The organism is Lentilactobacillus raoultii (genome assembly GCF_900411375.1).
GTDB classification, from domain to species: Bacteria; Bacillota; Bacilli; order Lactobacillales; family Lactobacillaceae; genus Lentilactobacillus; species Lentilactobacillus raoultii.
Map to the genome: position 1 here is coordinate 49,311 of NZ_LS422982.1, position 21,864 is coordinate 71,174.

General features: G+C 42.6%; 25 protein-coding genes and 1 pseudogene. 10 read left to right on the forward strand and 16 right to left on the reverse strand.

What is annotated here, in order from left to right; genetic code table 11:
* Window positions 1-92: 92 nt before the first annotated feature.
* Window positions 93-398 carry a DUF5839 family protein gene (locus ED605_RS01250; RefSeq protein ID WP_121977124.1) on the reverse strand — a complete coding sequence of 102 codons (306 nt, stop codon included), beginning with the start codon at window positions 396-398 and terminating at the stop codon, window positions 93-95.
* A gap of 128 nt (window positions 399-526) precedes the next feature.
* Between ED605_RS01250 and ED605_RS01255 the strand changes: the two genes are divergently transcribed.
* Entirely contained in the window at window positions 527-793 is a 267-nt protein-coding gene (locus tag ED605_RS01255) for a helix-turn-helix transcriptional regulator (RefSeq protein ID WP_121977125.1), read from the forward strand.
* Window positions 794-873: 80 nt separating this feature from the next.
* Here the strand turns inward: ED605_RS01255 and ED605_RS01260 are convergent, their stop codons facing one another.
* Window positions 874-2,490 (reverse strand): peptide ABC transporter substrate-binding protein, encoded by a 1,617-nt coding sequence (locus ED605_RS01260; RefSeq protein WP_121977126.1) that lies wholly within the window; start codon window positions 2,488-2,490, stop codon window positions 874-876.
* A gap of 351 nt (window positions 2,491-2,841) precedes the next feature.
* Entirely contained in the window at window positions 2,842-3,048 is a 207-nt protein-coding gene (locus ED605_RS01265) for a hypothetical protein (protein ID WP_121977127.1), read from the reverse strand.
* Between the two features lie 232 nt (window positions 3,049-3,280).
* Between ED605_RS01265 and ED605_RS01270 the strand changes: the two genes are divergently transcribed.
* Window positions 3,281-3,514 carry a type II toxin-antitoxin system HicB family antitoxin gene (locus tag ED605_RS01270; RefSeq protein WP_121977128.1) on the forward strand — a complete coding sequence of 78 codons (234 nt, stop codon included), beginning with the start codon at window positions 3,281-3,283 and terminating at the stop codon, window positions 3,512-3,514.
* 124 nt (window positions 3,515-3,638) lie between these two features.
* Here ED605_RS01270 and ED605_RS01275 read toward each other — a convergent pair whose 3' ends face one another.
* The 10 genes from ED605_RS01275 to ED605_RS15050 form a co-directional block, all read right to left on the reverse strand.
* Window positions 3,639-4,742: a cysteine desulfurase family protein gene (locus ED605_RS01275; protein WP_225419018.1), complete on the reverse strand. Its 1,104-nt coding sequence runs from the start codon at window positions 4,740-4,742 to the stop codon at window positions 3,639-3,641.
* Between the two features lie 16 nt (window positions 4,743-4,758).
* A complete protein-coding gene (nadA, locus tag ED605_RS01280; RefSeq protein WP_121977129.1) occupies window positions 4,759-5,850 on the reverse strand; it encodes a quinolinate synthase NadA in 1,092 nt (363 codons plus the stop codon).
* A gap of 36 nt (window positions 5,851-5,886) precedes the next feature.
* Window positions 5,887-7,353, reverse strand: coding sequence for an L-aspartate oxidase (nadB, locus tag ED605_RS01285; protein WP_121977130.1), 1,467 nt, complete (start codon window positions 7,351-7,353; stop codon window positions 5,887-5,889).
* 1,030 nt (window positions 7,354-8,383) lie between these two features.
* Entirely contained in the window at window positions 8,384-8,548 is a 165-nt protein-coding gene (locus tag ED605_RS15045) for a hypothetical protein (protein WP_162919727.1), read from the reverse strand.
* A 446-nt stretch (window positions 8,549-8,994) separates the two neighbouring features.
* Window positions 8,995-10,617 (reverse strand): amino acid ABC transporter ATP-binding/permease protein, encoded by a 1,623-nt coding sequence (locus tag ED605_RS01295; protein ID WP_121977131.1) that lies wholly within the window; start codon window positions 10,615-10,617, stop codon window positions 8,995-8,997.
* A complete protein-coding gene (locus tag ED605_RS01300) occupies window positions 10,614-12,299 on the reverse strand; it encodes an ATP-binding cassette domain-containing protein (RefSeq protein WP_121977132.1) in 1,686 nt (561 codons plus the stop codon). Before ED605_RS01300 ends, ED605_RS01295 begins: the two co-directional genes overlap by 4 nt.
* Window positions 12,300-12,312: 13 nt before the next feature.
* Window positions 12,313-13,092 carry an ABC transporter ATP-binding protein gene (locus tag ED605_RS01305; RefSeq protein WP_121977133.1) on the reverse strand — a complete coding sequence of 260 codons (780 nt, stop codon included), beginning with the start codon at window positions 13,090-13,092 and terminating at the stop codon, window positions 12,313-12,315.
* Window positions 13,089-14,090 carry a FecCD family ABC transporter permease gene (locus tag ED605_RS01310; RefSeq protein WP_121977134.1) on the reverse strand — a complete coding sequence of 334 codons (1,002 nt, stop codon included), beginning with the start codon at window positions 14,088-14,090 and terminating at the stop codon, window positions 13,089-13,091. The genes ED605_RS01305 and ED605_RS01310 overlap by 4 nt, the downstream gene beginning before the upstream one ends.
* Window positions 14,087-14,989 (reverse strand): ABC transporter substrate-binding protein, encoded by a 903-nt coding sequence (locus tag ED605_RS01315; protein ID WP_162919728.1) that lies wholly within the window; start codon window positions 14,987-14,989, stop codon window positions 14,087-14,089. Before ED605_RS01315 ends, ED605_RS01310 begins: the two co-directional genes overlap by 4 nt.
* Before the next feature lie 358 nt (window positions 14,990-15,347).
* On the reverse strand, window positions 15,348-15,491 hold the full coding sequence (locus tag ED605_RS15050; RefSeq protein ID WP_162919729.1) for a hypothetical protein: 144 nt from the start codon (window positions 15,489-15,491) through the stop codon (window positions 15,348-15,350).
* Between the two features lie 219 nt (window positions 15,492-15,710).
* On the opposite strand from ED605_RS15050, the gene ED605_RS01325 reads away from it, so the two are divergent.
* Both ED605_RS01325 and ED605_RS01330 read left to right on the forward strand, forming a co-directional pair.
* Window positions 15,711-15,902 carry a hypothetical protein gene (locus ED605_RS01325; protein ID WP_121977136.1) on the forward strand — a complete coding sequence of 64 codons (192 nt, stop codon included), beginning with the start codon at window positions 15,711-15,713 and terminating at the stop codon, window positions 15,900-15,902.
* On the forward strand, window positions 15,902-16,525 hold the full coding sequence (locus ED605_RS01330; RefSeq protein WP_121977137.1) for a GNAT family acetyltransferase: 624 nt from the start codon (window positions 15,902-15,904) through the stop codon (window positions 16,523-16,525). Before ED605_RS01325 ends, ED605_RS01330 begins: the two co-directional genes overlap by 1 nt.
* Window positions 16,526-16,715: 190 nt before the next feature.
* On the opposite strand, the gene ED605_RS01335 is transcribed toward ED605_RS01330, so the two are convergent.
* Window positions 16,716-16,991, reverse strand: coding sequence for a helix-turn-helix domain-containing protein (locus ED605_RS01335; protein WP_121977138.1), 276 nt, complete (start codon window positions 16,989-16,991; stop codon window positions 16,716-16,718).
* 210 nt (window positions 16,992-17,201) lie between these two features.
* Window positions 17,202-17,696: a YbaK/EbsC family protein gene (locus ED605_RS01340; protein ID WP_306419359.1), complete on the reverse strand. Its 495-nt coding sequence runs from the start codon at window positions 17,694-17,696 to the stop codon at window positions 17,202-17,204.
* A 186-nt stretch (window positions 17,697-17,882) separates the two neighbouring features.
* Between ED605_RS01340 and ED605_RS01345 the strand changes: the two genes are divergently transcribed.
* Together ED605_RS01345 and ED605_RS01350 are read left to right on the forward strand one after the other, a co-directional pair.
* Window positions 17,883-18,278 carry a hypothetical protein gene (locus tag ED605_RS01345; protein ID WP_121977140.1) on the forward strand — a complete coding sequence of 132 codons (396 nt, stop codon included), beginning with the start codon at window positions 17,883-17,885 and terminating at the stop codon, window positions 18,276-18,278.
* 60 nt (window positions 18,279-18,338) lie between these two features.
* Window positions 18,339-18,722: a hypothetical protein gene (locus ED605_RS01350; protein ID WP_121977141.1), complete on the forward strand. Its 384-nt coding sequence runs from the start codon at window positions 18,339-18,341 to the stop codon at window positions 18,720-18,722.
* A 258-nt stretch (window positions 18,723-18,980) separates the two neighbouring features.
* Here the strand turns inward: ED605_RS01350 and ED605_RS01355 are convergent, their stop codons facing one another.
* Window positions 18,981-19,757 carry a hypothetical protein gene (locus ED605_RS01355; protein ID WP_121977142.1) on the reverse strand — a complete coding sequence of 259 codons (777 nt, stop codon included), beginning with the start codon at window positions 19,755-19,757 and terminating at the stop codon, window positions 18,981-18,983.
* Window positions 19,758-20,078: 321 nt separating this feature from the next.
* Between ED605_RS01355 and ED605_RS01360 the strand changes: the two genes are divergently transcribed.
* The 4 genes and pseudogenes from ED605_RS01360 to ED605_RS01375 all read left to right on the forward strand — a co-directional run.
* Window positions 20,079-20,618: a sigma-70 family RNA polymerase sigma factor gene (locus tag ED605_RS01360; protein WP_121977143.1), complete on the forward strand. Its 540-nt coding sequence runs from the start codon at window positions 20,079-20,081 to the stop codon at window positions 20,616-20,618.
* A 117-nt stretch (window positions 20,619-20,735) separates the two neighbouring features.
* Window positions 20,736-21,002: a DUF1659 domain-containing protein gene (locus ED605_RS01365; protein ID WP_191981326.1), complete on the forward strand. Its 267-nt coding sequence runs from the start codon at window positions 20,736-20,738 to the stop codon at window positions 21,000-21,002.
* Between the two features lie 82 nt (window positions 21,003-21,084).
* Window positions 21,085-21,309 carry a DUF2922 domain-containing protein gene (locus tag ED605_RS01370; protein WP_121977144.1) on the forward strand — a complete coding sequence of 75 codons (225 nt, stop codon included), beginning with the start codon at window positions 21,085-21,087 and terminating at the stop codon, window positions 21,307-21,309.
* Window positions 21,310-21,631: 322 nt separating this feature from the next.
* Window positions 21,632-21,864, forward strand: a pseudogene (locus tag ED605_RS01375) (hypothetical protein); the annotation flags it as partial.

Here is a 21,864-nt window from a genome sequence, read left to right on the forward strand (position 1 = left end):
ATCATTGTCAATTGTTAATTTTGAAATTAAAATGGCAGCTAAAAATGAAATGCTCACTTTTGGCTGCCGTTGAGGCGTTATTGTAAAATTGATTAACTTTCATTAAATTTTTTAAATTCATCGTTAATATAGTCGTGCTTAGGACCGATACCGTGATCGTCAAATTTGATGACCCGTTTTAAATCAGAAATATCTTGCGCGACTTCTTTGGTCCCCCAAATGACCACGTGTTGAATCCCGTACTCGGTTTCAACCTTGGCTAGATTGCCAGGTTTGGGAGTTCCTTTAGTGTCTTTGTCAATTCGCCATTTGTAGAATCGATTGGTATTTAAATGAAGTTCGTTGTGATGCTTTTTATTGGCGCTTAGGTGAAGGGCCATTAAAACGTTATCTGCCATGATTGGTCGCTGCCTCCTTTTTGTAGTTTCTAGTTTGAATTATACCATGGATTGTGCACGGGATAAGATGGCTTTGGGGCATTATTTTTGGTATTATATTAAAAAAGAAAAGCATTAAGAGGTGAATTATGATAAAAAATCAAAATCAGATTATTTTTCACCCCGGCTATTATGTGAAAGAATTTTTAGATGAAACTGAGATGAGTCAATGCGAGTTGACCAAAGAATTGAATGTGACGGAGAGAACCGTTAATCAACTTGTTAATGAAAAGCTTGATCTAACGGACTCGTTGATTAATAAGCTGTCTTCAGTGTTAGGAACCTCTAAGACACTTTGGAAAAATTTAAATACCCAGTATCTTAAGGATCAATCGAAAATTAAAAATAGTCATTAACCAAAAGGCAGCGTTTCATTTCCCAAAACGAGAACTGAAACGCTGCCTTTTAAATTGTTGTTATAAATCCAATCAGATTATTATTTAATTGTTACTTTGCTCCAATCCCACTGTGGTGAGGTTGGGAAGAATTGAACGCCTTTAACTTTGGCCTTCATTAAGGTTGATTGCCCTTGCTGAGTTAGTGGGACAATTCCTTGATCGTTCATCAGAATCTTTTCGGCCTTGATCATGTCATTCCAACGGGCAACTTCATTGTTGGCATCTTGGTTTTCGGATTTTTTGATTAATGCATCGTACTGGGCATTCTGCCATTTTCCATTGTTATAGGAGTTAGTTGATGTGAAGAGATCCAAGAAGTTGGATGGGTCAGGGTAATCGGCGATCCAACGGGAAATCACAATGTCAAATTGACCGTTTTGGGAGCGGGAAAGTCGGGTCTTGAACGGGATGTTCTGATTGGTGATCTTTAAGCCTGGGAGCTTGGTCAGCTGGCTTTGAACAAATTCGGTGACTTTCTTGGAGTTATCGTCATCATCACCCATCAGCGTCAGTGAAACCGACTTTTTACCAATTTGCTTCAACCCCTTGGCCCAAAGACGTTTGGCTTCAGCGGTATTTTCCGTTACGGCGCCTTTCACGTAGGCCTGATCAGCGAAATCTTTGCCATTTCGTTTGTTCATACCGGCCGGAACGTAGCCCTTGGGTGCTTTGGAACCATCAGCTAAGACCTTATTGACCAGTTGGTTGCGGTCCACAATCAGCGAGAAAGCTTTTCGAATGTTCTTATTTTTGAACATTGGCAGCCGCTTTTCGTTCATTTCCAAATATTGAGTTGAAGCTTCCAGGTAGGATTTGTAATCCTTATCGTTCTTATATTGTTTAACCTGGGTGCTGTTTAGAGTGGTGAAGTCCAACTTACCGCTTTGATAACTATTTAAGGCAGTGGCTGGATCCTTAATCACCTGAACGTTCAGGGTCTGCAGCTTAATGTTTTTAGCGTTCCAATAGTGTTTGTTTTTAACCAGCTTCAAAGTATCGTTGGTTCCAGTCCAACCCTTGAGAACGAAGGGGCCGTTGTAGCCGTTCTTGGTGGAATTGGTCCCGTAACTTGAACCGTATTTTTCAACCACCGATTGTTCTTCTGGAAAGTAGTAGCTTTGGGCTACCATGTACTTGAAGAAGCTTTGGGGCTTGATCAGGTGAACGACCAGCTGATAGTTACCCTTGGCTTCGACGCCCAACTTGGTCGGAGAAAGCTTGCCGGCATTGATCTTGGTGGCGTTCTTGACGTTATCAAAAATGTAGGCGTACTGTGAAGCGGTCTTCGGTGAAACGGTTCGGCGCCAGGAGAAGACAAAATCCTTGGCCGTCACCGGTTTACCGTCGTTCCACTTTGAGTGGCGAAGATTAAACGTCCAGGTCTTACCATCTTTAGAGACCGTATAGTTTTTGGCCACCCCGGGATAAACCTTACTGTTACCCATTCTTAGTAACCCCTCGTTGGTGTCATTTTCAATTTGTGATGAATACAAATCCGTCATTTTGGAAGCATCCATCGTGGAAATATTAGCTGGCAGCATCCAATTTAGGGTCTGCCTCTTGGTCCCGGATTGTGACGAGCTGCTACAGCCGGCTAGTGCTAACACTGAGAGCAGTGCGACACCGCCAATCTTAACAAGTGATTTTAACTTCATGCTTTTGCACGTCCCTTCGACATGTGAGATTTATTAACGTTCTTAATTTTAAGTTAAAAATAAATTAAAATCAACTAATTTTAATCAATAGTAAAAGAAACACATTATAATAATGGTTAACGTAGGAAACTATATTAAACAAAATTGTGACTAAAATAAAAATTCGTCACTGCTGGTGTCCTGCTACCCAACAGAACTTTCAAAAGTAAAGTTCACCTTACAGATCAAAAAAATCACTTCTAAATTATTAGGTGAGATTAGAAGTGATTTTTTTAGTTATGGGTATCACAAGAATCGTTAATTTGAAGCGAATATAGGGCTTATTAACAATAATATAAGCTAATCAAGTCATTAGATAACAAACCCTTTTTCGTTGATAATTTTAGTTTGCCGTTCATCAATTACATATTCGTACAAGGCTTTGAAGACGGCTTTTTTAGCTGGATCTTTTTCGTAGAGTGCATGATTTAATAATTCAGGTGTTGGGATTTTTTTGGCACTCTCAAGTAAATCATTTAAGCATTGGTCATCGCTAAAATGTTTAGTTTGATTTAACACATTGATCACCTCGTCTTTTTGAAGATATTAACCTGATTAATTTTCCTTTACACGATTAAGTATATTATAACTTTAGTGGAGGATCATTAAGTGAATGCAGGCTGATAGCGGGATTAAAATAATAACTGACCTGAAGATATTAAAGAAAAATAAAAATAGCAGGAAGCGATTTGGACTCGATATATCGTAAAATTGAAAAGTAGGTTTTTGGAAAGAAGGAGGGAAACCGACAGTGAAGGAGCTAAACTATTATTTAAGTTTGCCGTATAGTTTAAAGATTTATTTGGTCACCGATGATAATGAAACATATTATAAAATAACGATGCCACAGCTTCCGGGAGTCATGGCATTTGGTGAAACCTTAAAAGAGGCAGTGTTCGATTTAACTGGTGCAAAAAAGATTTGGTTTAAAAAATGTCTTAACGATGGGATTAATATTCCGGTCCCGAGCGATACTGACAATTGATTATTTTTAGTTTAAAGAGGCCTAATCAATTTCCCTTTTTAAAGGAACTGATTAGGTCTCTATTCGAATCAAGCTAGTTAAAAAATTAACTAACTTTATATTGCTGGTAGGAGAGCGGAAGTTGTTAACCGTAATTTCGATTCAACGCGGCCGCAAACGTCTCAACTTCCTTGGCTTGATTACTTGGCCCAAAGGAAATCCGGATATAGCGATTGATTTGTTCGTTGGTGAGTTTTAAGGCCGTTAACGTTCGGTCGGGTCGCGGATCCTTAATACTGCAGGCACTAACGGTTGAGAAACAGAAACCCTGCTGGCCCATTTCCGTGGCGGCACTTTGGCCAGGCGTTCTGGGCAGAATCAATCCGCAGATTCCGGGATACTCCGCCCAGGAAGCCACTGGGTGGATGGTGGGTGCCAGGGCGGCTAACAATTGCTTTTTTAGTTGGCCCACGTAAGTCAGATTCTCAGTCATCGCCTGCCAGGCGTTTTCAAAAGCAACGGTGGCACTGACAATTTCAGGAACGGCGAGGGTGCCGGGCAGGAAACCGTTTTGCTGGAAAACGTATGGGTAAGGCGCTTGAGTCAGGACTTGAGGCGACAAATAAAGCAGGCCACAGCTCTTGGGGCCGTTAAATTTGTGGGCACTGGCACTAAACCCGGCCAAGTCACTTAAATTAAGGGGAACTTTTGCCAGTCCCTGAACAGCATCGACAAATAGTGGTAGGTGGGCCGTTTGAGCAACCTTATTGAGCGCCTGGATGTCTTGGACAATCCCGGTGATTGCATTGACGGCTTGAATGACAATCAAGCCGGTTTGGTCGCTCAAGGCCTGCTTGAGAATCGTCGGAGTGACGTGGCCCTTGGAATCAACCGGGAGAAATTTAATCCGGTAGCCTGAATTGGTTGCCAGATAATCTAAAATTTGATAAACGGAGGAGTGCTCCAGTGGGCTGACCAGAATTTCTTTCTTCTGAGTGCCAGCAGCCAGACAGCGAATGCCCAACTGGTTACTCTCGGTGCCACCGCTGGTAAAAATAAGCCCTTCTGATGGAATCTTTAAGAGGCGGCTGATTTTATCTTTGGATTCCTGAACTAATTGACCGGCAGCGTTGCCGGCTTGATGGAGACTTTCACTATTGGCATAAAAATGTTCGGCAACTTCCCGATAGGCATCCAGCGCCTCGGAACTCATGGGGGTTGTTGCGACGTGATCAAAGTAAATCATCATTTGTCATCTCGACTTTCTAAAGACTGAGTTGTAGCATTCGATCCAGCGCCTGCTTGGCCCAATAAGCAGTTTGAGGATCGACGGTAATTACATGCCCTGACTGGCCGGCCGCCAGTTGATCCATGGTCCAAGCCAGGTGTGGCAGATCAATTCGATTCATTAAAATGCAGGCACAGGAGTATGGATTTAAAAACATGACTTTTTTAGTTGGTTGACTTGCCTTTAGCCGGCCAACCAAATTATTATCAGTTCCAATGGCAATGCGGGTGCCGATGGGAGCCTGATCAACGTACTTGATTAGCGCAGACGTGGAGCCAACAAAATCGGCGGCTGCAGTGACCTCGTGGGCGCACTCGGGATGGACAATGATTTTAATGTCGGGATATTTTTGGCGTAAGGCTTGGACGTGATGAAGTTTGAACTGTTGGTGAACCGAACAGTAGCCGTCCCAGAGAATTACCCGCAATTTTCGAGGGTCAGCGGCCTGCAAATTAGCTTCCTGAGCTCGCCACAAGCCGATTTGGTCAGGCTTGATGCCAAGTGATAAGGAAATGTTCCGGCCTAAATGCTGATCCGGTAAAAAGAGGAGGTGCTTTTTCTGCTTAAGCGCCCATTTCATAATGGCTTTGGCGTTGCTTGATGTAATCGCTACACCGCCTTTTTGGCCGACAAACGCTTTGATGGCCGCGGAAGAATTGACGTAGGTTACGGGGATGATTGACTGGCCATAGTTGGCGGTCAAAAATTCCCAAGCTTTGGTTAACTGAAATGGATTGGCCATATCAGCCATTGAGCAGCCGGCCATCGGATCCGGTAAAATCACATCCTGATTGTCGGCCGTCAAAATATCAGCGGTTTCGGCCATGAAGTGAACGCCACAAAAGACAATCTTTTTGGCCGTGTGATTATTGGCAGCAATTTGGGCAAGCTTTAGTGAATCACCCCGAGCGTCGGCAAATGCGACGACTTCATCTTTTTGATAATGGTGGGCAACAATCATCAGGTCCGATCCAAAAGCCGCTTTGATTTTCTTAATTCGCTTGATTTGATCGGCTGGCGCTTCGTCATAGTAGCGATTAAACGCAATTTTTTCCTTTAAATTAAGCATCGATGGATTCCTTTCGTTAAAAATTGACTTGGCTGGTTAACGACTTGGAACAGTTTCTTCAAGGTAGTGGGCACCTAAACTTTTCGGCTCGGCAAAGGCTGCTTTGGCAATGAGGGAGGCGCAAAGGCAGAGGTTGGCGATCGTTAGTTGATCAGCCGTTAACTGCCTTGGCGATAACTGTCGGTAATTAAATGGTGACAGCCAATCCAAAAAGGCCTTCAAACCGGCTGGGGTCCGAACAACACCCAAGTATCGCCAGGCGTGGGCTTGAAGGTCGGCTAATTCGGGTAAATGCGGGGTGATAGCTGGTTTTGCAGCAACGGCAGCTTTCCCGATTTCCGTCGGTTGAAGCGCTTGAATCTTGTCGGCGGCTTTTTTGGCACTGACCAGGCAATCGAGTAGGGAATTGCTGGCCAGTCGATTAGCACCGTGAACGCCGTTGCAAGCGACTTCCCCGATTGCGAAGAGGTGGGGGATGGACGTTTGAGCAGACAAGTCAGTTGTGACGCCACCCATCACAAAGTGGGCGCCAGGTTGAATCGGAATTCGATGAGTTGATCGAAAGGGCACGTGATGACGGTCTAGATTCTCGGTGACGCCTGGGAAGCGTTGAGTAAAGTTTGGGATGGCTGAAATATCCAAAAATAATTGGTGACCGCGTTGTTGCCAAGCCTTTAGATGCCGGGCAACCACGTCTCTAGGGGCCAGGTCCTTTTGAAGCACGTCAGCCATAATCCGGTGATCGTTTTCATCAACTAAAATCGCACCACTGCCACGAATCGCTTCGGTAATCAGACCATAACACCGGCCATGGAGACTAAGCAGGGTTGGGTGAAATTGGACAAAGGCCATGTCTGAAATCGCCGCACCAATTCGAGCAGCCATCGCAATGCCATCGCCGGTAATGGTGGCATCGTTGGTGGTGAGGGGAAACAGGTTGCCTAGGCCGCCGGTGGCCAGCACGATGGCCTCACCGGACAAGATTTCGATTTGATGCGTTCGCTGGTTTCGGACGATCACGCCGGTACAAATCCCATTTTGGCGTTGCAGTTCAAGGGCGGTTGTGTGGGGCTGCCAATGGACGTGGTTGAGGTGACTTTGGACGAATTTAGTGAGTGCGGCGCCGGTCCGATCACCGTTGGCGTGGAGAATTCGGTGGTGGCTGTGCGCACCTTCCAGGCCAAAATCAAGTTGACCATTGGCTTGATGATCAAAGGCCATCCCATGGGTGATTAATCGTTGAATCAGTTTGGGCCCGGTGGTCACCAGTTGGTTAACAGCAGTTTGGCGATTGTGGTATTGGCCGGCCGCCAACGTATCCGCTGCGTGTTCGGCCGGTGAATCGCCCGGATCAAGCGAAGCGGCGATCCCGCCTTGAGCCAGCATGGAATTACTGTCGGCTTGAGTGCCTTTGGTGATCATGGTGACATGGCAGGTATCTTGTAGCAGACTGGCCAGGTAGCAGCCGGCCAGTCCGGCACCGATAATTAGGACTTTTTTCATGATAGACTTCCTTTGGTAAGATTGATTGAATAAAAGTAATTTATACTTTAAATTTGGCATTAAAAAAGTACAAAATACTTTTATTTAATTGAATTTAGTATAGCGCCAAAATCGGGAATGACAATAGGGGGAAACCCTTATTCTTTGGGCAAACTGAGTTTTTGAGAGCGGCTTAATTAACTTAAAAGCTTGGTGCCAGTGCAACGATAAAGCAAATGAGTAATACCGCTAAACTAAATTTGCTTAGCTTATCAACCTTTCCTAATTTTATACGGACAAGCATGCCGATAATTCCAATTAGTAGAAATCCTGAAGTGAAGAGTAACATGATATTCATGGCGATGACCACGCTCCTTTAAAAATATAAGATTTGAGAATAAGCCAATTTGCAATTGGGTCAATTATCCCCGAAATTTTTTTAATTTTCAAGTGAGCTTAAAATTGCTGCAAAAGTTAAAACAAAATGTTGTGGTGCGAGACATGATTGGTTTTCAAATCAATGATACTGTGTGATGATTACGGCTTCAAACCTACACATGATTGGTGGCATTCGTTGATGGGAATTAAGAATGACTAAAATTTTATGAAAATGTTGCATCATAAATCACAAATAATAAATGACGAATGATAAATGATTTGCGATAAAAGATCCTGTAAAATCAGCATTTATTCGCATGATTTTACAGGATCTCGTGATGATTGTTTGAACAAGCAACATTTGCAAATCAACTGTGACTATCGACCTGTTATCAAGTTAAGACGAATAGGTAGAAACCCAGTCATAACGTTTAAAGAACTTATCGGATTTATGGTGACTTGAAATTTCCTTTTGTTCTTCCTTAGCTTGCGCCAGCTTGAAGTTGACATCTTCGTGAATTTAGTGAAAAGGAAGTGCCACTCCAATATCTAAGAATTGTTGGCCAACTTTCAACGTTTATGGTATATTAAAAGTAAGAAAAAGAGAATCTGAGTCAACAGATTCTCCCTTGCAAGCCGCTTTAAAGGCGGTGGCAAGACTACAGACAACGGATTAAGTCGCCCTGTAACCTACCAAAGTTACGCAGGGCGGCTTTTTAGTTACTTGTCCTGATTGGACAACATCGCTACTAACATACCAAAGGCAATTAATAACGACAGTACTTGAAAAGTACTCACTAGCTGTGGTTCCTTTCATCAGTTTCTTCCATGTCTCCATAGAAATCACCTCTTCGAGAATTGACAGCCACCGCCCTTAAAACTTCCTGCAAGTATTAATCATACAGGAATCATAAAGCGAATTCCAGATAATTTTTTATTAAAGTTTATCTTTATTATTGGCTTTAAAATTTTGGGTAGCAATAGCTGGATAGTTACCTTAGCATCACACGTTATTTAATACCTTGATTAATGACTAGCGAATTATTTGACAAGAATCACAGATTCCTATATCGTTTCAAGTCAGGAAAGGACGGTCCGGCCGTTCGCTAAAGAGTTAGCTCGTCTATTACTTTGGTTATGTTAATTAGAAAGACCGACTCAGTTAATTGCTGGGTCGGTCTTTCTTTACCTTTACTTGAGAATTTCTGTCACCGGCGACTTTTAGTTATGGTGTGACTACTTATAATCACCTTCGAGTGTCAAATCTTCATCAGTAACAACGGTTCAATCCGCTTTAGCGCCCAACGAGCCAACGTCAAGCACCTGGTCACAAATTGCTAACGAACTTTTTCGATGGGTGACCAAGAGAACCAAGCCATGATAGTGTTTCTTGACAGTTTTTAAAATGATCGCTTCATTGATCGAGTCTAAATTGCTGGTCGGTTCATCCAGCAACAGAATTTGGCTTGGATATAAGAGGGCGCGGACCAGGGACAGTCGTTGAGTTTCACCGGCTGAAAAAGGATTGCTTCGAGGTGAAATTGGCGTGTCTAGTCCGTGTTCCAGGCGATCAACCACTGTTTTCATCCTAACGCTTGTCAACAGGTCGTTGATTTTAGCTTCTGGAAATGATTTGCCCAGGGTTAAATTGTCCCAAACGGTGCCTTCTAAAATGATTGGTTCCTGTGCCATATAATTGATACTTTGTCGAAGAGAAGCCAACGTTAGGTTTTGAATCGGCGTACCATCAATCGTAATGGTCCCACTTTGCGGGTCATACCATCGCATAAGTAATTTCAAAAAGGTACTTTTCCCCGTCCCACTTTTACCGATCAGCCCGATAATCTTTGGTGAAACTGCAGTTAAGTTGAAGTGAGCCAAAATCCGGTCGGTGGGCCGCTTAGGATAAGTGAAGTTGAGGTTGTTTGCGACTACCTGAATGGCTGATTGGCCAGTCGATAGTGTTTGTGTTCCGTTATCGTTAATATCAGGTTTTTCATCCAAAAGATTGAAAATGGCTTTTGAAGCGGCTAAGCCATTACTAAGCGCTCCTGGAAGGTTTGCTAGTGACAGGAAACGTTGAAAAGTTAATGGAAATAGAATTGCTAACCAAATGGGCTGGTGAGTTTTAATCACCAGCCAGCCAAATGTAGCGGTGGTGATTGTTAGAAATAAGGTGATTACCACGGTCTGCTGGGATTGCAAATTGGCTTTTTGCCGATAACCGGCTGCGTAAGTCGCATTAGTTTGGTTGGCCTGCTTTTGTGCCCAATTGGTAAGTCCGTGCTGTTGAAGGACAAACTGATTTGAAATGAGTTCAGTAATCGTCTTTTGGTTTTGACGGTCGGCTTTTGCCAGTCTTGGGGTCACGGGAGCAATGAGTCGCGCGTAACCCCAAGGAAGTAATAGGCCAATTAGTAAATAGCTTATAACGGCAGTAAGCCCAAGCCAAATAGCATAATGTCCGAAGACAACTCCCTGAAAGATTAGGATGATCATCGCAGTCGCGATCGGTGTAATCGTGTGAGCATAGAAGACCTCAATCGCGTTAATGTCTTGGGTGATTGTTTTTAACAGTTGGCTGCTGTGATGATCATCCAGTCTAGCTGGGGCAAGCGTGATCAAATGGCGATACAATCGGATCCGAAAGTCTGATAAGATTTTAAAAGCGACGTAATGGCCGCTGTACTGTTCACCGTAACGGGTAATGCCGATGAGTAGCCCCAAGCCGAGAATGATGGCCAACATTGGCCAAAGTTGGTTGGCGGTTGGCTGGATTAGCGCTCTTAAGGTCAAAAGCAATAAACTGAATTGAAAAATGGTACAGAGTGATGCACTGATGATACTTAACAGCAGATAGCGATTTAAATGGTGGGTTTCTTTTAAGAGTCGTAGAATCAGTGTCAATTTGCCAAAACCTCCTTAATAAGCCGTTGCTGTTCCTCAATCATTTGTTTAAAAGCTGGTGAAGCCTTTTGAAGTGTCGAAAAGCTACCGTGAATGGCATGTTGGTGGTCAAGGTAGACTATCTGATGAAGTGGTTTTAAATCGTCAACCTTATGGGTGATTTGACAAACGAGTTTGGTTTTTGCCAGCCGCTGTAAACAGTCCGAAATGATTTTGGCATTTTGAGGGTCAATATTGGCACTGATTTCGTCGAAAAGATAGACGTCTTTGTGACTTAACAGTTCCCGAGCCAGTGCTAATTGCTGCTTTTGTCCCGGAGAGAGCCGACTGGCATTTTGGCCAACTTGGGTGGCCCAGCCATCCGGTAGTTGTTGGACAAATTGGCAGAGACCAAATTTAGCTAGTTCAACCTGCCAAGCTTGATTTTGGTCGGTTAGTAACAAGTTATCCGCTAAAGTACCATCCAAGAAAGTGGTTTGGGGGCCTAAATAACCAATGTGCTGCCACCAAGTTGGCAAGGAATAATCTGTGAGTGGCTGACCATTGACCGTGACTTGGCCGGTAAGTGGCGGCAAGACACCCAGCAAGACTTTGCTAATCGTGGTTTTGCCCGATCCACTGGCCCCGGCTAGACCAATGACTTCGCCTGGCTGAAGTTGAAGATTAAGCTCTTTGACCAACGGCTTTTCCTGATAACCCACACTGCCATTTAACGAAAGAGTTTTGACGGGCGTTGTTAAGTGACGGTCATTAACCGATTGATCCGAGTTGATGATTGAAAATAGTCGCTGAAGTTTTGGAAAGAGTGAATGAAACACGTGGATAAAGTATCCAAAACGTCGAATACTGATCAGCCAAGTTGCCATTAAAAAGGTTAGGCTGATCGCACCGGTAAGCGATAATTGTTGACGATCGACAGCGATTAACTGGGCGAGCGCAAAGCAGCCAATACCACTATAAATGAAGAAATCAATGATAGTGAGGGTTTGCAGCTGATAAGCCAGAACCTCCATTATCTTTTGACGAAAGTACTCGGAATCTTTGGCAAAAGCTGTCGCATAATGGGCTTGGCGGTGGTACATGATCAGTTCTTTTAGGGCGGACATGTCATTTAAAAAGCGACCGCCCAGTTTGGTGAAGCTGCGAATGTAGGCAGCGTTGCGATGATTACCCCGCCCATTGAGTACCATCATGCCCAGACCGATTCCCAACAAGCTGATGACGGGGATGAGCAGGCTGAGAGGATTTAAAAAACCGGTGACAATCACTGCAATGAGGCCGGTTAAGCCGATTTCAACCAGTGTTGGGATGATCGTTTCATAGAATACGGCGACTTGCTTAATCGTGCCGATGCCGTTTTGAATGATTTGGTTGAGTTGTTGAGCCGGCTGCAGTGCGTATTTTGCCAGCATCGAATGGATAAATCGGTGTTGCAAGTCGCTAATGGCAGCCGTTGCCCATTGGCCGCTAAAAAACGAACTGAATAGGCAGCTGCTAATCACCAAGATGATGTGAATGGTGGCGATCATGAGTAATTCACTGGGAATCCGATGATCAATTGTGATAAAACTCAATCCCATTATCGGTTCTAAAATTAACAGTGAATTGAGCCACTGGAAGAGAGCTGCTATAATGCCGGCTTTTCGTTTGGAAATTCCCAGAGACAACAGGGTTTTAAACATCGTGTCTACCTCCTTAAGGATAATCGATCAATTGATGACCAGCCTTGGTCTTAACGATTGTTGCGTTAATCCCGAAGAGCTGTTTAAGCAACGTCGGCGTCACCGTTTGAGCGGTTGGCCCGTCGGCGATCAGTTGGCCGTCGGCTAGTGCCAACACGTTGTCGGCGAATTGAAGCACTTGATTCATATCATGCAGAATGGCGCCAACGGTGAGGCATTTAGTATTGACGAGCTGCCTAATCAAGCTTAAAAAGTCCAACTGAGTGTTAATGTCTAAATAGGTAGTGGGTTCGTCCAGTAGTAGGATTTGCGGATCTTGAGCCAAGGCTAACGCTAGCCAAACCCGTTGCAGTTGGCCGCCAGATAGACTAAGCACCGACCGATCAGCCAATTCAGTTAATTTAGTTTGCTTAAGAATATCTGTAATCAACCGCTCATCATTTTTTGAGGGTTTTTCCAAAAATCTTCGATAGGGCGTTCGACCGAATCCCACCACGGTTCTGACACTGAGAGGTGTGGATAATTGATTTTTTTGATGAACGATTGCGATTTGCCGAGCCCGGTGGTTGGCGGGTAAATCCGCCAATGGCTTGTCGTTAAGATAAACAGTACCTACTTGGGGACTGACTTCTGAGGTTAGACATTTAAAAAGGGTACTTTTACCCGAACCGTTTCTACCAATAATAGCGGTCAACTTTCCCGGCGGCAGACTCATCGAAATATTTTTGATAATTGGCACATCTTTAGTGTAGCCAAAGGTCAGATGGGTTGCTCTTAAGTGCGGTGCGGTCATTTTCGGCCTCCTAACTGATGCTGGGTTGCCAATAGATAAAGAAAAAACGGTCCGCCAATAATTGACATGACCGTTCCAATCGGCAGTTCTAAAGGTGAAATTGCTAAGCGGGCCACTGTGTCGGCCAGGGCAACAACAATGCAGCCAATCAGCATGGTGAATGGAATGGTCACGATAAACCGTCCTTTGGCTAAAATTCTGGCAATATGAGGAACAATTAAGCCGACAAAGCCGATTAAGCCAACCTGAGAAACGGTAATTGCCGCCAGTGACACGGCTAGGCAAGCCACAATTAGTCGATACTTTTTAATAGAAATTCCTAAGCTAAAGATGGCTTGGTCATCCAGTGATAGTAAATCAAGCCGCTGGTGCAGCAAGAAGATGATTACGTACAGTGGCAAACTGTAACCTAACATCAGCCCAACCTGTGACCAAGTTTTACCGCTTAAGCTCCCATTAATCCAAGTCACCACCCCGCTTAGGCGCTCACTATAGGTGGTTGTGAGCACTGATTGACAACCGCTGACAATGGCATTGACGGCGACGCCTGAAAGAATTAGCCGAGTTGGTGAGGCGTTACCTTTCCAGGAAATCACCAGAACAATCATGAAGATCAGTAACCCGCTAATAAAGGCGACTAATGGCACGATACTGGAGGACTGTGGAAAAAGTAACATGACAAAAGTGGCTCCCAAGGCGGCTCCGGAATTGATGCCAAGGATGCCGGGGTCGGAAAGTGGATTTTTTAAAATGGCTTGGAGCAGTAAGCCGGAAAGCGCCAGATTGATGCCGGTGACGAGTGAGATGGCCACGCGAGGATATCGGACATTCCAAAGAATTTCAGCGTGGGGTGTTGAGGTACTAATCAAGGACTTGGCAATTTCTGAAAGCGGGATGCGAACACTGCCAAAACTGATACTAAAGGTGATGACGCCAATTAAAACCAGCAAAGCAATTGTTAAATAACCGGTTAGTTGCTGATGAGCCGGCCGACTCATGATGTTTGTCCGTTAAGTAAAAGTTCCTTGAGCCGATTAAGGACGGAAACCGCGTGAATGTTGCCGGTGACCGGATATTTTTGATCATCAATTGGGTAAACGCGATGATGTTTAACCGCATTGGTCTTCTGCCAAAGGGCCTTTTTCATTTCAGCCGAAAAGGCCTTTTTAGCGATCGCTTTGTTACCGTGGGCCAGAGTTAAAATGACATCCGGATTTTTGGCAACGGCAGATTCAAGACTGATCGGGGCGTAAGCAATTTGTGATTTTGGCAAACCATCGGCAACGTTTGTCACCCCTAACTTGGTTAAAAGACTGCCGAGAAATGAGTGTTTAGTGGCGGCCATATAACCGGAACCGGTCCCAAATAGCAACAGTACTTTTTTCCCTTTTAATTTTTCGGATCCTGCCAGCGCTTTGGTTTCACCGGATTTCAACTTTTTAATGATGCCATTGGTTTTTGATTCTTGGTTAAAAAGTTTGCCAACTGTTTTGACATTTTGGAAAACCTTATCATAGCTGGAACTGTCCAGGTAGCGGGATTTAATGTTAGCTGCTTGAAGCTGATGACTGCTCATTGCCTCAAAGCCTTTATCACCAATGAATAAATCCGGCTTCAAACCACTGATGGCCTCGACGTTAAGCTCACGAGGCTGGCCAACCTTTTTTAAGTGGGTGTAGTGGGCCGGCATGCCTTCTTCATTGGCCACGCCAACCAGCTTAATCTTGTATAAATCAAGATATTGGGCGACTGTCCGGGTACCGGCAACCACCCGTGAGTAAGGCTGCTTGGTCGATGATGAACCTGCTTTGTGACTAGCGGTCGATTTATCGCAGGCGGCCAATGAAACTGATAATAGAATCAATAGCCCCATAACTAATAATTTTCGTTTCTTCATATCATCTCTCCTATCCATCTTCGACCTGATACTAACTGACAGGGGTGTGGCCAGTTAATCAGTGAACGAAGATTTTTAATAATAGTAATGGTTACGATTAACAATTTTGCTATGAATTTTGATTTCTGTCAAGATTTTTTATGGTTTCAAAAACGGAGCTGGCAAGCAATTTAATGCTTTCTGGTCCCGTTTGATTGGCTATCTGAAAATTGTTTGAAGTGAACTTTTCAATATTTAAGAATTGTTGGCCAATTTTCAACGTTTATGGTATATTAAAGGTAAGAAAAAGAGGATCTGAGTTAACAGGTCCCCTTCCGCAAGCCGCTTTAAAGGCGGTGGCGAAGTTAAAGACAACGAATTAAGTCGACTTGTAACCGGCCAAAGTTACGCAGGGCGGCTTTTTAGTTACTTGTCCTGATTGGAAAACATCGCTACTAACATGCCAAAGGCAATTAATAATGACAGTACTTGAAAAGTACTCACTAGCTGTGGTTCCTTTCATCAGTTTCTTCCATGTCTACATAGAAATCACCTTTTTACGTGGATAAATTATTCGAGAGATTTCCATATTAGCTAGTGGTATTTTTAACTAGTGAAAGAGATAAACACTGTAATTTATTGTTAAGAATTGAGATAATTAAGAATAAACCAAATTAGAGTTCTTTCTTAAAATAAATTCACTTTTAGTGTTAATATAAGAGTAACTAAAGGAGAGGATCGTATGGCTACAAAAAGTTTCCAAACTGATTTTAAGTTTACCAGTAAATCTGGTCATGCGCTCGCAGAGGCGATAAGATATTCAAGGCGAGTGGACATTAAAGTTGATGAACCGGTTAAGGTATATACTGATGTAAATTCAGATCAGTTTCATAAAAAATTTGATAAACTATTTAATCAGAAAGACAATGACTAATGGCATTTGATGTGGTTTCTCTTGGAAAGTTGTTAGACGCTTATCCACAGGATAGGGTACATGAGCAACTTTCCTCTTTTACGTCTATAAATGATGATGTGCAACATTTTATTCGCGAAACTGCTATTCAGTTTCAAAGAATCGGACTCTCTAGAACAACACTTGTTTATACTACTGTCAAAGGGAGAATGGTACTTGCAGGATATTTTTCAATTTCTTCAAAACCTTTAACAATTTCAAAAAAGAATTGGTCGCATTTAAGCAAAAGTGTCCAAAAGAGGCTAATGCCAATTGGCTATCGTACCGCTCAAGACAATTATGAGGTTTCATCAATCCTATTAGGCCAAATTGGAAAGAATTTCGAATATGCGGATCAGCACATAATAACAGGCGAACAATTGCTTGCACTTGCATATAGAGAAATTAAACGGGCCTGGGAAGTGGTTGGCGGTACTATGCTTTATCTAGAAGCCAAAAATGAGCCGCATTTGAGGGACTTTTACGTTGCCAACGGGTTTAGTCAATTACTGATGAAAAAACAAGATGGCGACAAAAAGCCGACTATACCTTATGTGTCACCTAATAAGCTGCACCTATATGTTAAGAAGCTAAGCGATATATAGGATAAAAAATTTGAATTCGTGAATAAAAATAGATTTTTTCACATAACTGTACTGGTTGGGTATGTGAAGGAGATCTATTTTTATTTTTTACTCTGTGGGGCTAAATCTTAAGACATCTCATTTGATCAAGGTTCTTTAAGTCACTGGAGAGATTATTTTTGATATTAAGCCAATTCATACCCAGCTAATTTTAAACAAATCTGATCACTAATTCTTTGTGAACTGACTGGGCAATTTTTGATAAATTTTTCATCGTGATATTACCATCACCAGATTCCCAACGGGCAATTGTTGATTGAGGAACATGGATTTTATCAGCTAGTTGCTGTTGCGTTAATCCAACTTCATGTCGTAATTCGCTAATTTTAATGCCCAATTCATTCTGTTGCTGATAATGTTGAATCTTTTCTTTAAAATTGGGGGTTTCTTCACTTAATTGTTCAATTATTTTTTGTGTTGGAGTCATGCAAATCACTTTCTGAATTTTGTCTAAACTATAATTTTTCTTACCTATCTTCAATTTCTAATTCTGAGATTTTTGATTCTTTTTGACAAAGTTTATGGTTGGTAATCTGTTGTTAATGTTTAAGTGAAGAATACCCATAAGATCGATATATGCTTATAAGCCTCAGGGAAAAACCGGCGGTCATTTTACAAGGCCAAGCATCTTTAAAATTCACTCAATCACCACCGGCCGATACCCCAGCCGCCCCAAAACCTTCAGCAAATCCGCCCACCTCAGCAGAATCGTTGCCGTATTAACGTTGGGGTGTGCTGAAATTAAGGGTAGGGCTTTCAGTCGGTGATTCAATAACACTTGAATCTTGTGCTCAGTATCATGCATAAGGGCCAGTGGCGTTACCACTCCGGAAACCACACCCAGCAGCTCTTCTAATTCAGCTTCACTGGCGAAGGTCAACCGGCTGTGGGCAATTCCTAACTGATTTGCCAAATGTTTGAAATTAACTTTGGCATTATCCGTTAAGTATAGGTAGAATTGCTCACTTTTCTTTTGTTTCAGCAACAAGTTTTTGACTTCCGGCAGGCCTTTTGGGGCGTTTGGATCGTTCATCGTCCAAATGGCGGGATGGTCTACTCGTTGATAATCGATATTCAAGTCATTCAGTAACTGGATGGCTTCTTTTTCTGTGGCAATTTTCAATGATAACACCGGCTTTTGTTTGGGTTTTATTAGAGACGAGTCACTATTAGTTTATGCCAACGGCTAAAGGAATGCCAAAGCCATCTTGGCGGTTTGTCCATGTCAATAATCTTGGCATTGTCTAAAGGCTAATTCAGTTGTACGATATAACTAATTTTCATTTAGTTCTTAATCAAACTGATAGGAGTCAAAGCTATGAATTCAAACAAAATTAAACGGTTAAAGAAACAATTCAAAAAAACAGGGCATCATCGAGCACAATTTCGACTGTTTTCGTCACCTGATCGATCGTATTATGCTTTTGACGGTGATAATGGTGAAGCACTTGTGTATATCGATAATACCATGACTGCCACTCGAACAGATTTAATTAATGCCGTCCTTTCAATGACCAAAATTTTTAATTACAGTTATTCGTTCGTGGATGACCAACATGTTGTCATTAACGGTGAAGTCAAGCTGGTTTATTTTACTAAAATTGGTCGTCTACCAATTGTTGCCGCTTATCCAACTGACATGGCAACTTCTCAACGCGATAAGATGATTCGGGTACTTTATGACAAGCGGGAAGAACGCTGGTCAGATCGGTAACCGGTAACCAATTCAAATTAGTATCGGTTAAATTAAAACCAACATTAATAGGAGACAACAATGAATTCAAAAAAAATTAAACAAATCAAACGAAAGCTTAGAAATTCAAAGCGTCATCTTGATGTGCATTTTCGGAAAAGTACGTCACCTGATGGCTCCTTTGAAATTTTTGATGGCCATCATGGTGAGATTTTGGCGGCCTTTAGTAATACTAATGGGGATGGTCCTGGTGATTTGGTCGACGCCCTTTCAGATGCGGCCGAGAGGTTGGGATACGGATTTTTTCAGTTAGATAATCAATATTGTCTCATTAAGGATCATAAAAAAATGTTTTACTTTGATGTACATGATGGCCTGCCGATGATTATTGCTTATCCGCCAACGATGTCACCGGCCTTGCGGGATCAAACGATTGAGCAACTCTATGAGAGTAGCTGGCTTTAAGGCCTGTCATCGAGGAAGTTCAGTAACGATAGATCATCTTGAAAAATGTGTGGCGCGAGATACCCATCCATGACTAAACTTGCTTGGCAATCAAACATTATAAAGCAAATTTCACTTTCAAAGTAGGTTTAAATATAAGCTCATTAAGGCTATTTATTAGCACACATTGCTTACGCTAATATAGTAGAAGCAAAAATCTCATCAGCCAACTGGTTGGTGGGATTTTTTGTATGAGTTCAACTGTCAGTTTCCTGCAGATCAGATAAATCCGAACTCGTCTTTCATTTGAAGCTCCAACAGGTAATGATAGGGATTGGCGTCATCGTATTTCTCAATCGGAATTTGAGCACTAGATAGTTCGGCAGGCTGGGATGGCCAAACTGATTGTTCCTGATGAGCTTGGGCAATCTCCCTCATTCTACCCAGGAAATACATTTCGGTAGCGAGATCTGGGATGACTACAAACTGAAGGTTGTCGGTTGGAATAACGAGATTGTTTTTAAGATAAATGGAGTGAGTCTCTAAATGAGCAGTCTTAAGTTGACCATCGACCATGTCCCAAGCGACTTTGATCTCAGAAAATAATGCTGGCTGATCGCAATTAATGGCCCAGAATGGCAGGTGGGCTGGCCGATTACTTTCCAGATCGGCATGGCGTTTCAAGGTATGATGAAATTGGTTCAGATACTCAAGCGTATGTGGTAAACCTGCAAGCCGATACTGGTCATGGGCCAAGCTTTCGGGAGAAGTGTTGCGATTAGGGATGATAACTGCCATTGGGTCGTCTGGCTCGTAATTACCGTTCTTGACAACATCCAGACTGGACGCCACGGGGTAAACCAAATCCTTTTCAATTAAGAATTTCTGTGCATCAATGGGATAATGCCCATCTTTTTTTGCCTTGGTTTCGATCAGGAAAAAGTCACCATCGGATTCTAGAATTTTGACAAAGTAAAAATCGTTAAAGTGAGTCGTGAGTCCTTGGTGACGGGAATAGTACTGGGGTGCTGATGATTCATTTGATTGTTCGTTCATAGTAATTGGCCTCTTCTTTCGTTGCTTGAGTTAAGCTTTTTTGTTGATCACAGGTTTAAGTATGGGCGCCGGGAGGAAAATTTAATAGGGCGATGCCGTGAACAGTCGAGAATTGATCATGAACGGTAAAGAAAAGTCCGAATAAATCGTTTTACTTAACATAAGGGAACCTAGGATTTATAAAGAAAAACGGGCTTAAAAAGTCAACTATGGTTGTTTTATTGAAACCCCGCTATCATTATTTTTTGTGATCAGGGCCCGGTTCACAAAAAATATCAAGACAATGGTGAGTTGTCTGAACAGAATAGGAAAGTTGTAAAAATGAATGATCAGGAACGACAAAGTTACAGTGAAGCCTTTAAACTTTTGGAAAATGCCGACTATCGGCTGTTGATTTATGGTGCTTTAAGACGGCTGCATGTAACTAAGAGCAATCCATTTTATGATGACCTTATCCAGGAAGGATGCTGTGCCTTTGCCAAAAAGGTGGCGGCTGCAAAGAAAGCCGGTAAGAAACCAGAGGCAGTGATGCCATACGTCTTTCAAGGAGTGGTTTGGGCGATGATTGACTACATGCGAAAGCAGCGGGCAATTGATGGGCATGTCTATGAAACGACTGATGACACAACGGAACCCTGGGATGAGATTGCGGACCAAAAGCAGAGTACGGAAAAAATGGAAGTTGAAGCATTGATTAGCACACTTTCGGGAATTTGTACGGTTGATGAGTTGAACTATCTGCATTGCGATTATTATTTGGGGCTGAATGTCAGTGAAATTGCTCGACGAATGGGGGTTAGCCGCAAGACGGTCTATCGGTTGCGGAAGCAAATTGCCCATAAATTGGAGGATCTTCAATAGAAATCAAAAAAGTTTGAAAAACAGGGGACACATTGGCGACCTTATTTCGTTACTAATAGATGTAAGGGTTGGCCAACAACTTACAAAAAGATTTGAAGATAAAGGAGAAATCACAAAATGCAAAAAGATTGGATGAAGTCAACTGCTACCTACACGTTTACTGAGAAAGATCATAAGAATGGTGTTAAACATAATTTTAGCTATGTTGCTAAAGATGCTTCGGCTGAAGTGATTGCTAAATTCGGCGACATCATCAGTTCTTTGGCAGAAGGCGAGTTAAAAGGTGTCACAGTGGCCACCACTGATCAGGTCAAAGTGACGAACGCTGCCGAAGATCAGAAACCAGCCGGTGAACCAGCCCCGGCACCCGTTCCTCAAGCTTAAGACTGACCAAAATTTATTTTTAGCCAGTTAAAGCACCCGTTTTAACAACTAACTTGATCAAAAATACAGGAGGATTTACTCAATGAGAACACTCGAATTGATTTTTAAATCATCAGACGATAAGACCAAAACGATGTCAATCACTTATGCAAGCGGCAATTTAGCCGGTGAAGACGTTCAAAAGAAGATGCAGGCAATTGCTGATCTGAAGATGTTTGATAAGGACGGGGTTAACCCTTATCAGACACCACTTGCCGCTCGTTACAAGAGTACCGAAATCGATCCATTGTTTGATACTCGCAAATAATTAAAGTCAGCGGTTTGTGCACAATATATCAAATGAAATATTCTGGTTGATTACACTAGTACCACGAAAAGCGGTCGTTCCTTAATAGGTTCGGCCGCTTTTCATTACAATAGTGTTTCAGATATAACAATCATATAAATTAAGAAGCTAAATGTTGCGAAGCCAATACCAAGGCGTTAGAATAATGAATGTAGAGTTGATTAGGGCAAAAAAATATGTGATTGCAGTTGTTCATTTCATCGATTTGGGGTAGAATGATAATTGCAGTTTACATATACCTAGTGAACTACAAATCAATTTATATATTGGAGGAGACAAGATAATGAAATCAAGCTTGAAGAAATCATTATTTGTAGGCTTAGCTGCTTTAGGCTTTGTCGCTGTCGCAGGTTCTGCTAATGCACAAACTGCTTCCGCAAAGTCATATGCTAAGGTTACATCAAACAAAGCTTTAACGTCTGAAGCTACAACTCGTAACGTCAACGTTAACGGCACCAACGCACTTTATACCAAAGCTGGTACTTTAAAGGGCGCCCGCACAGTTGCTACTAAAAC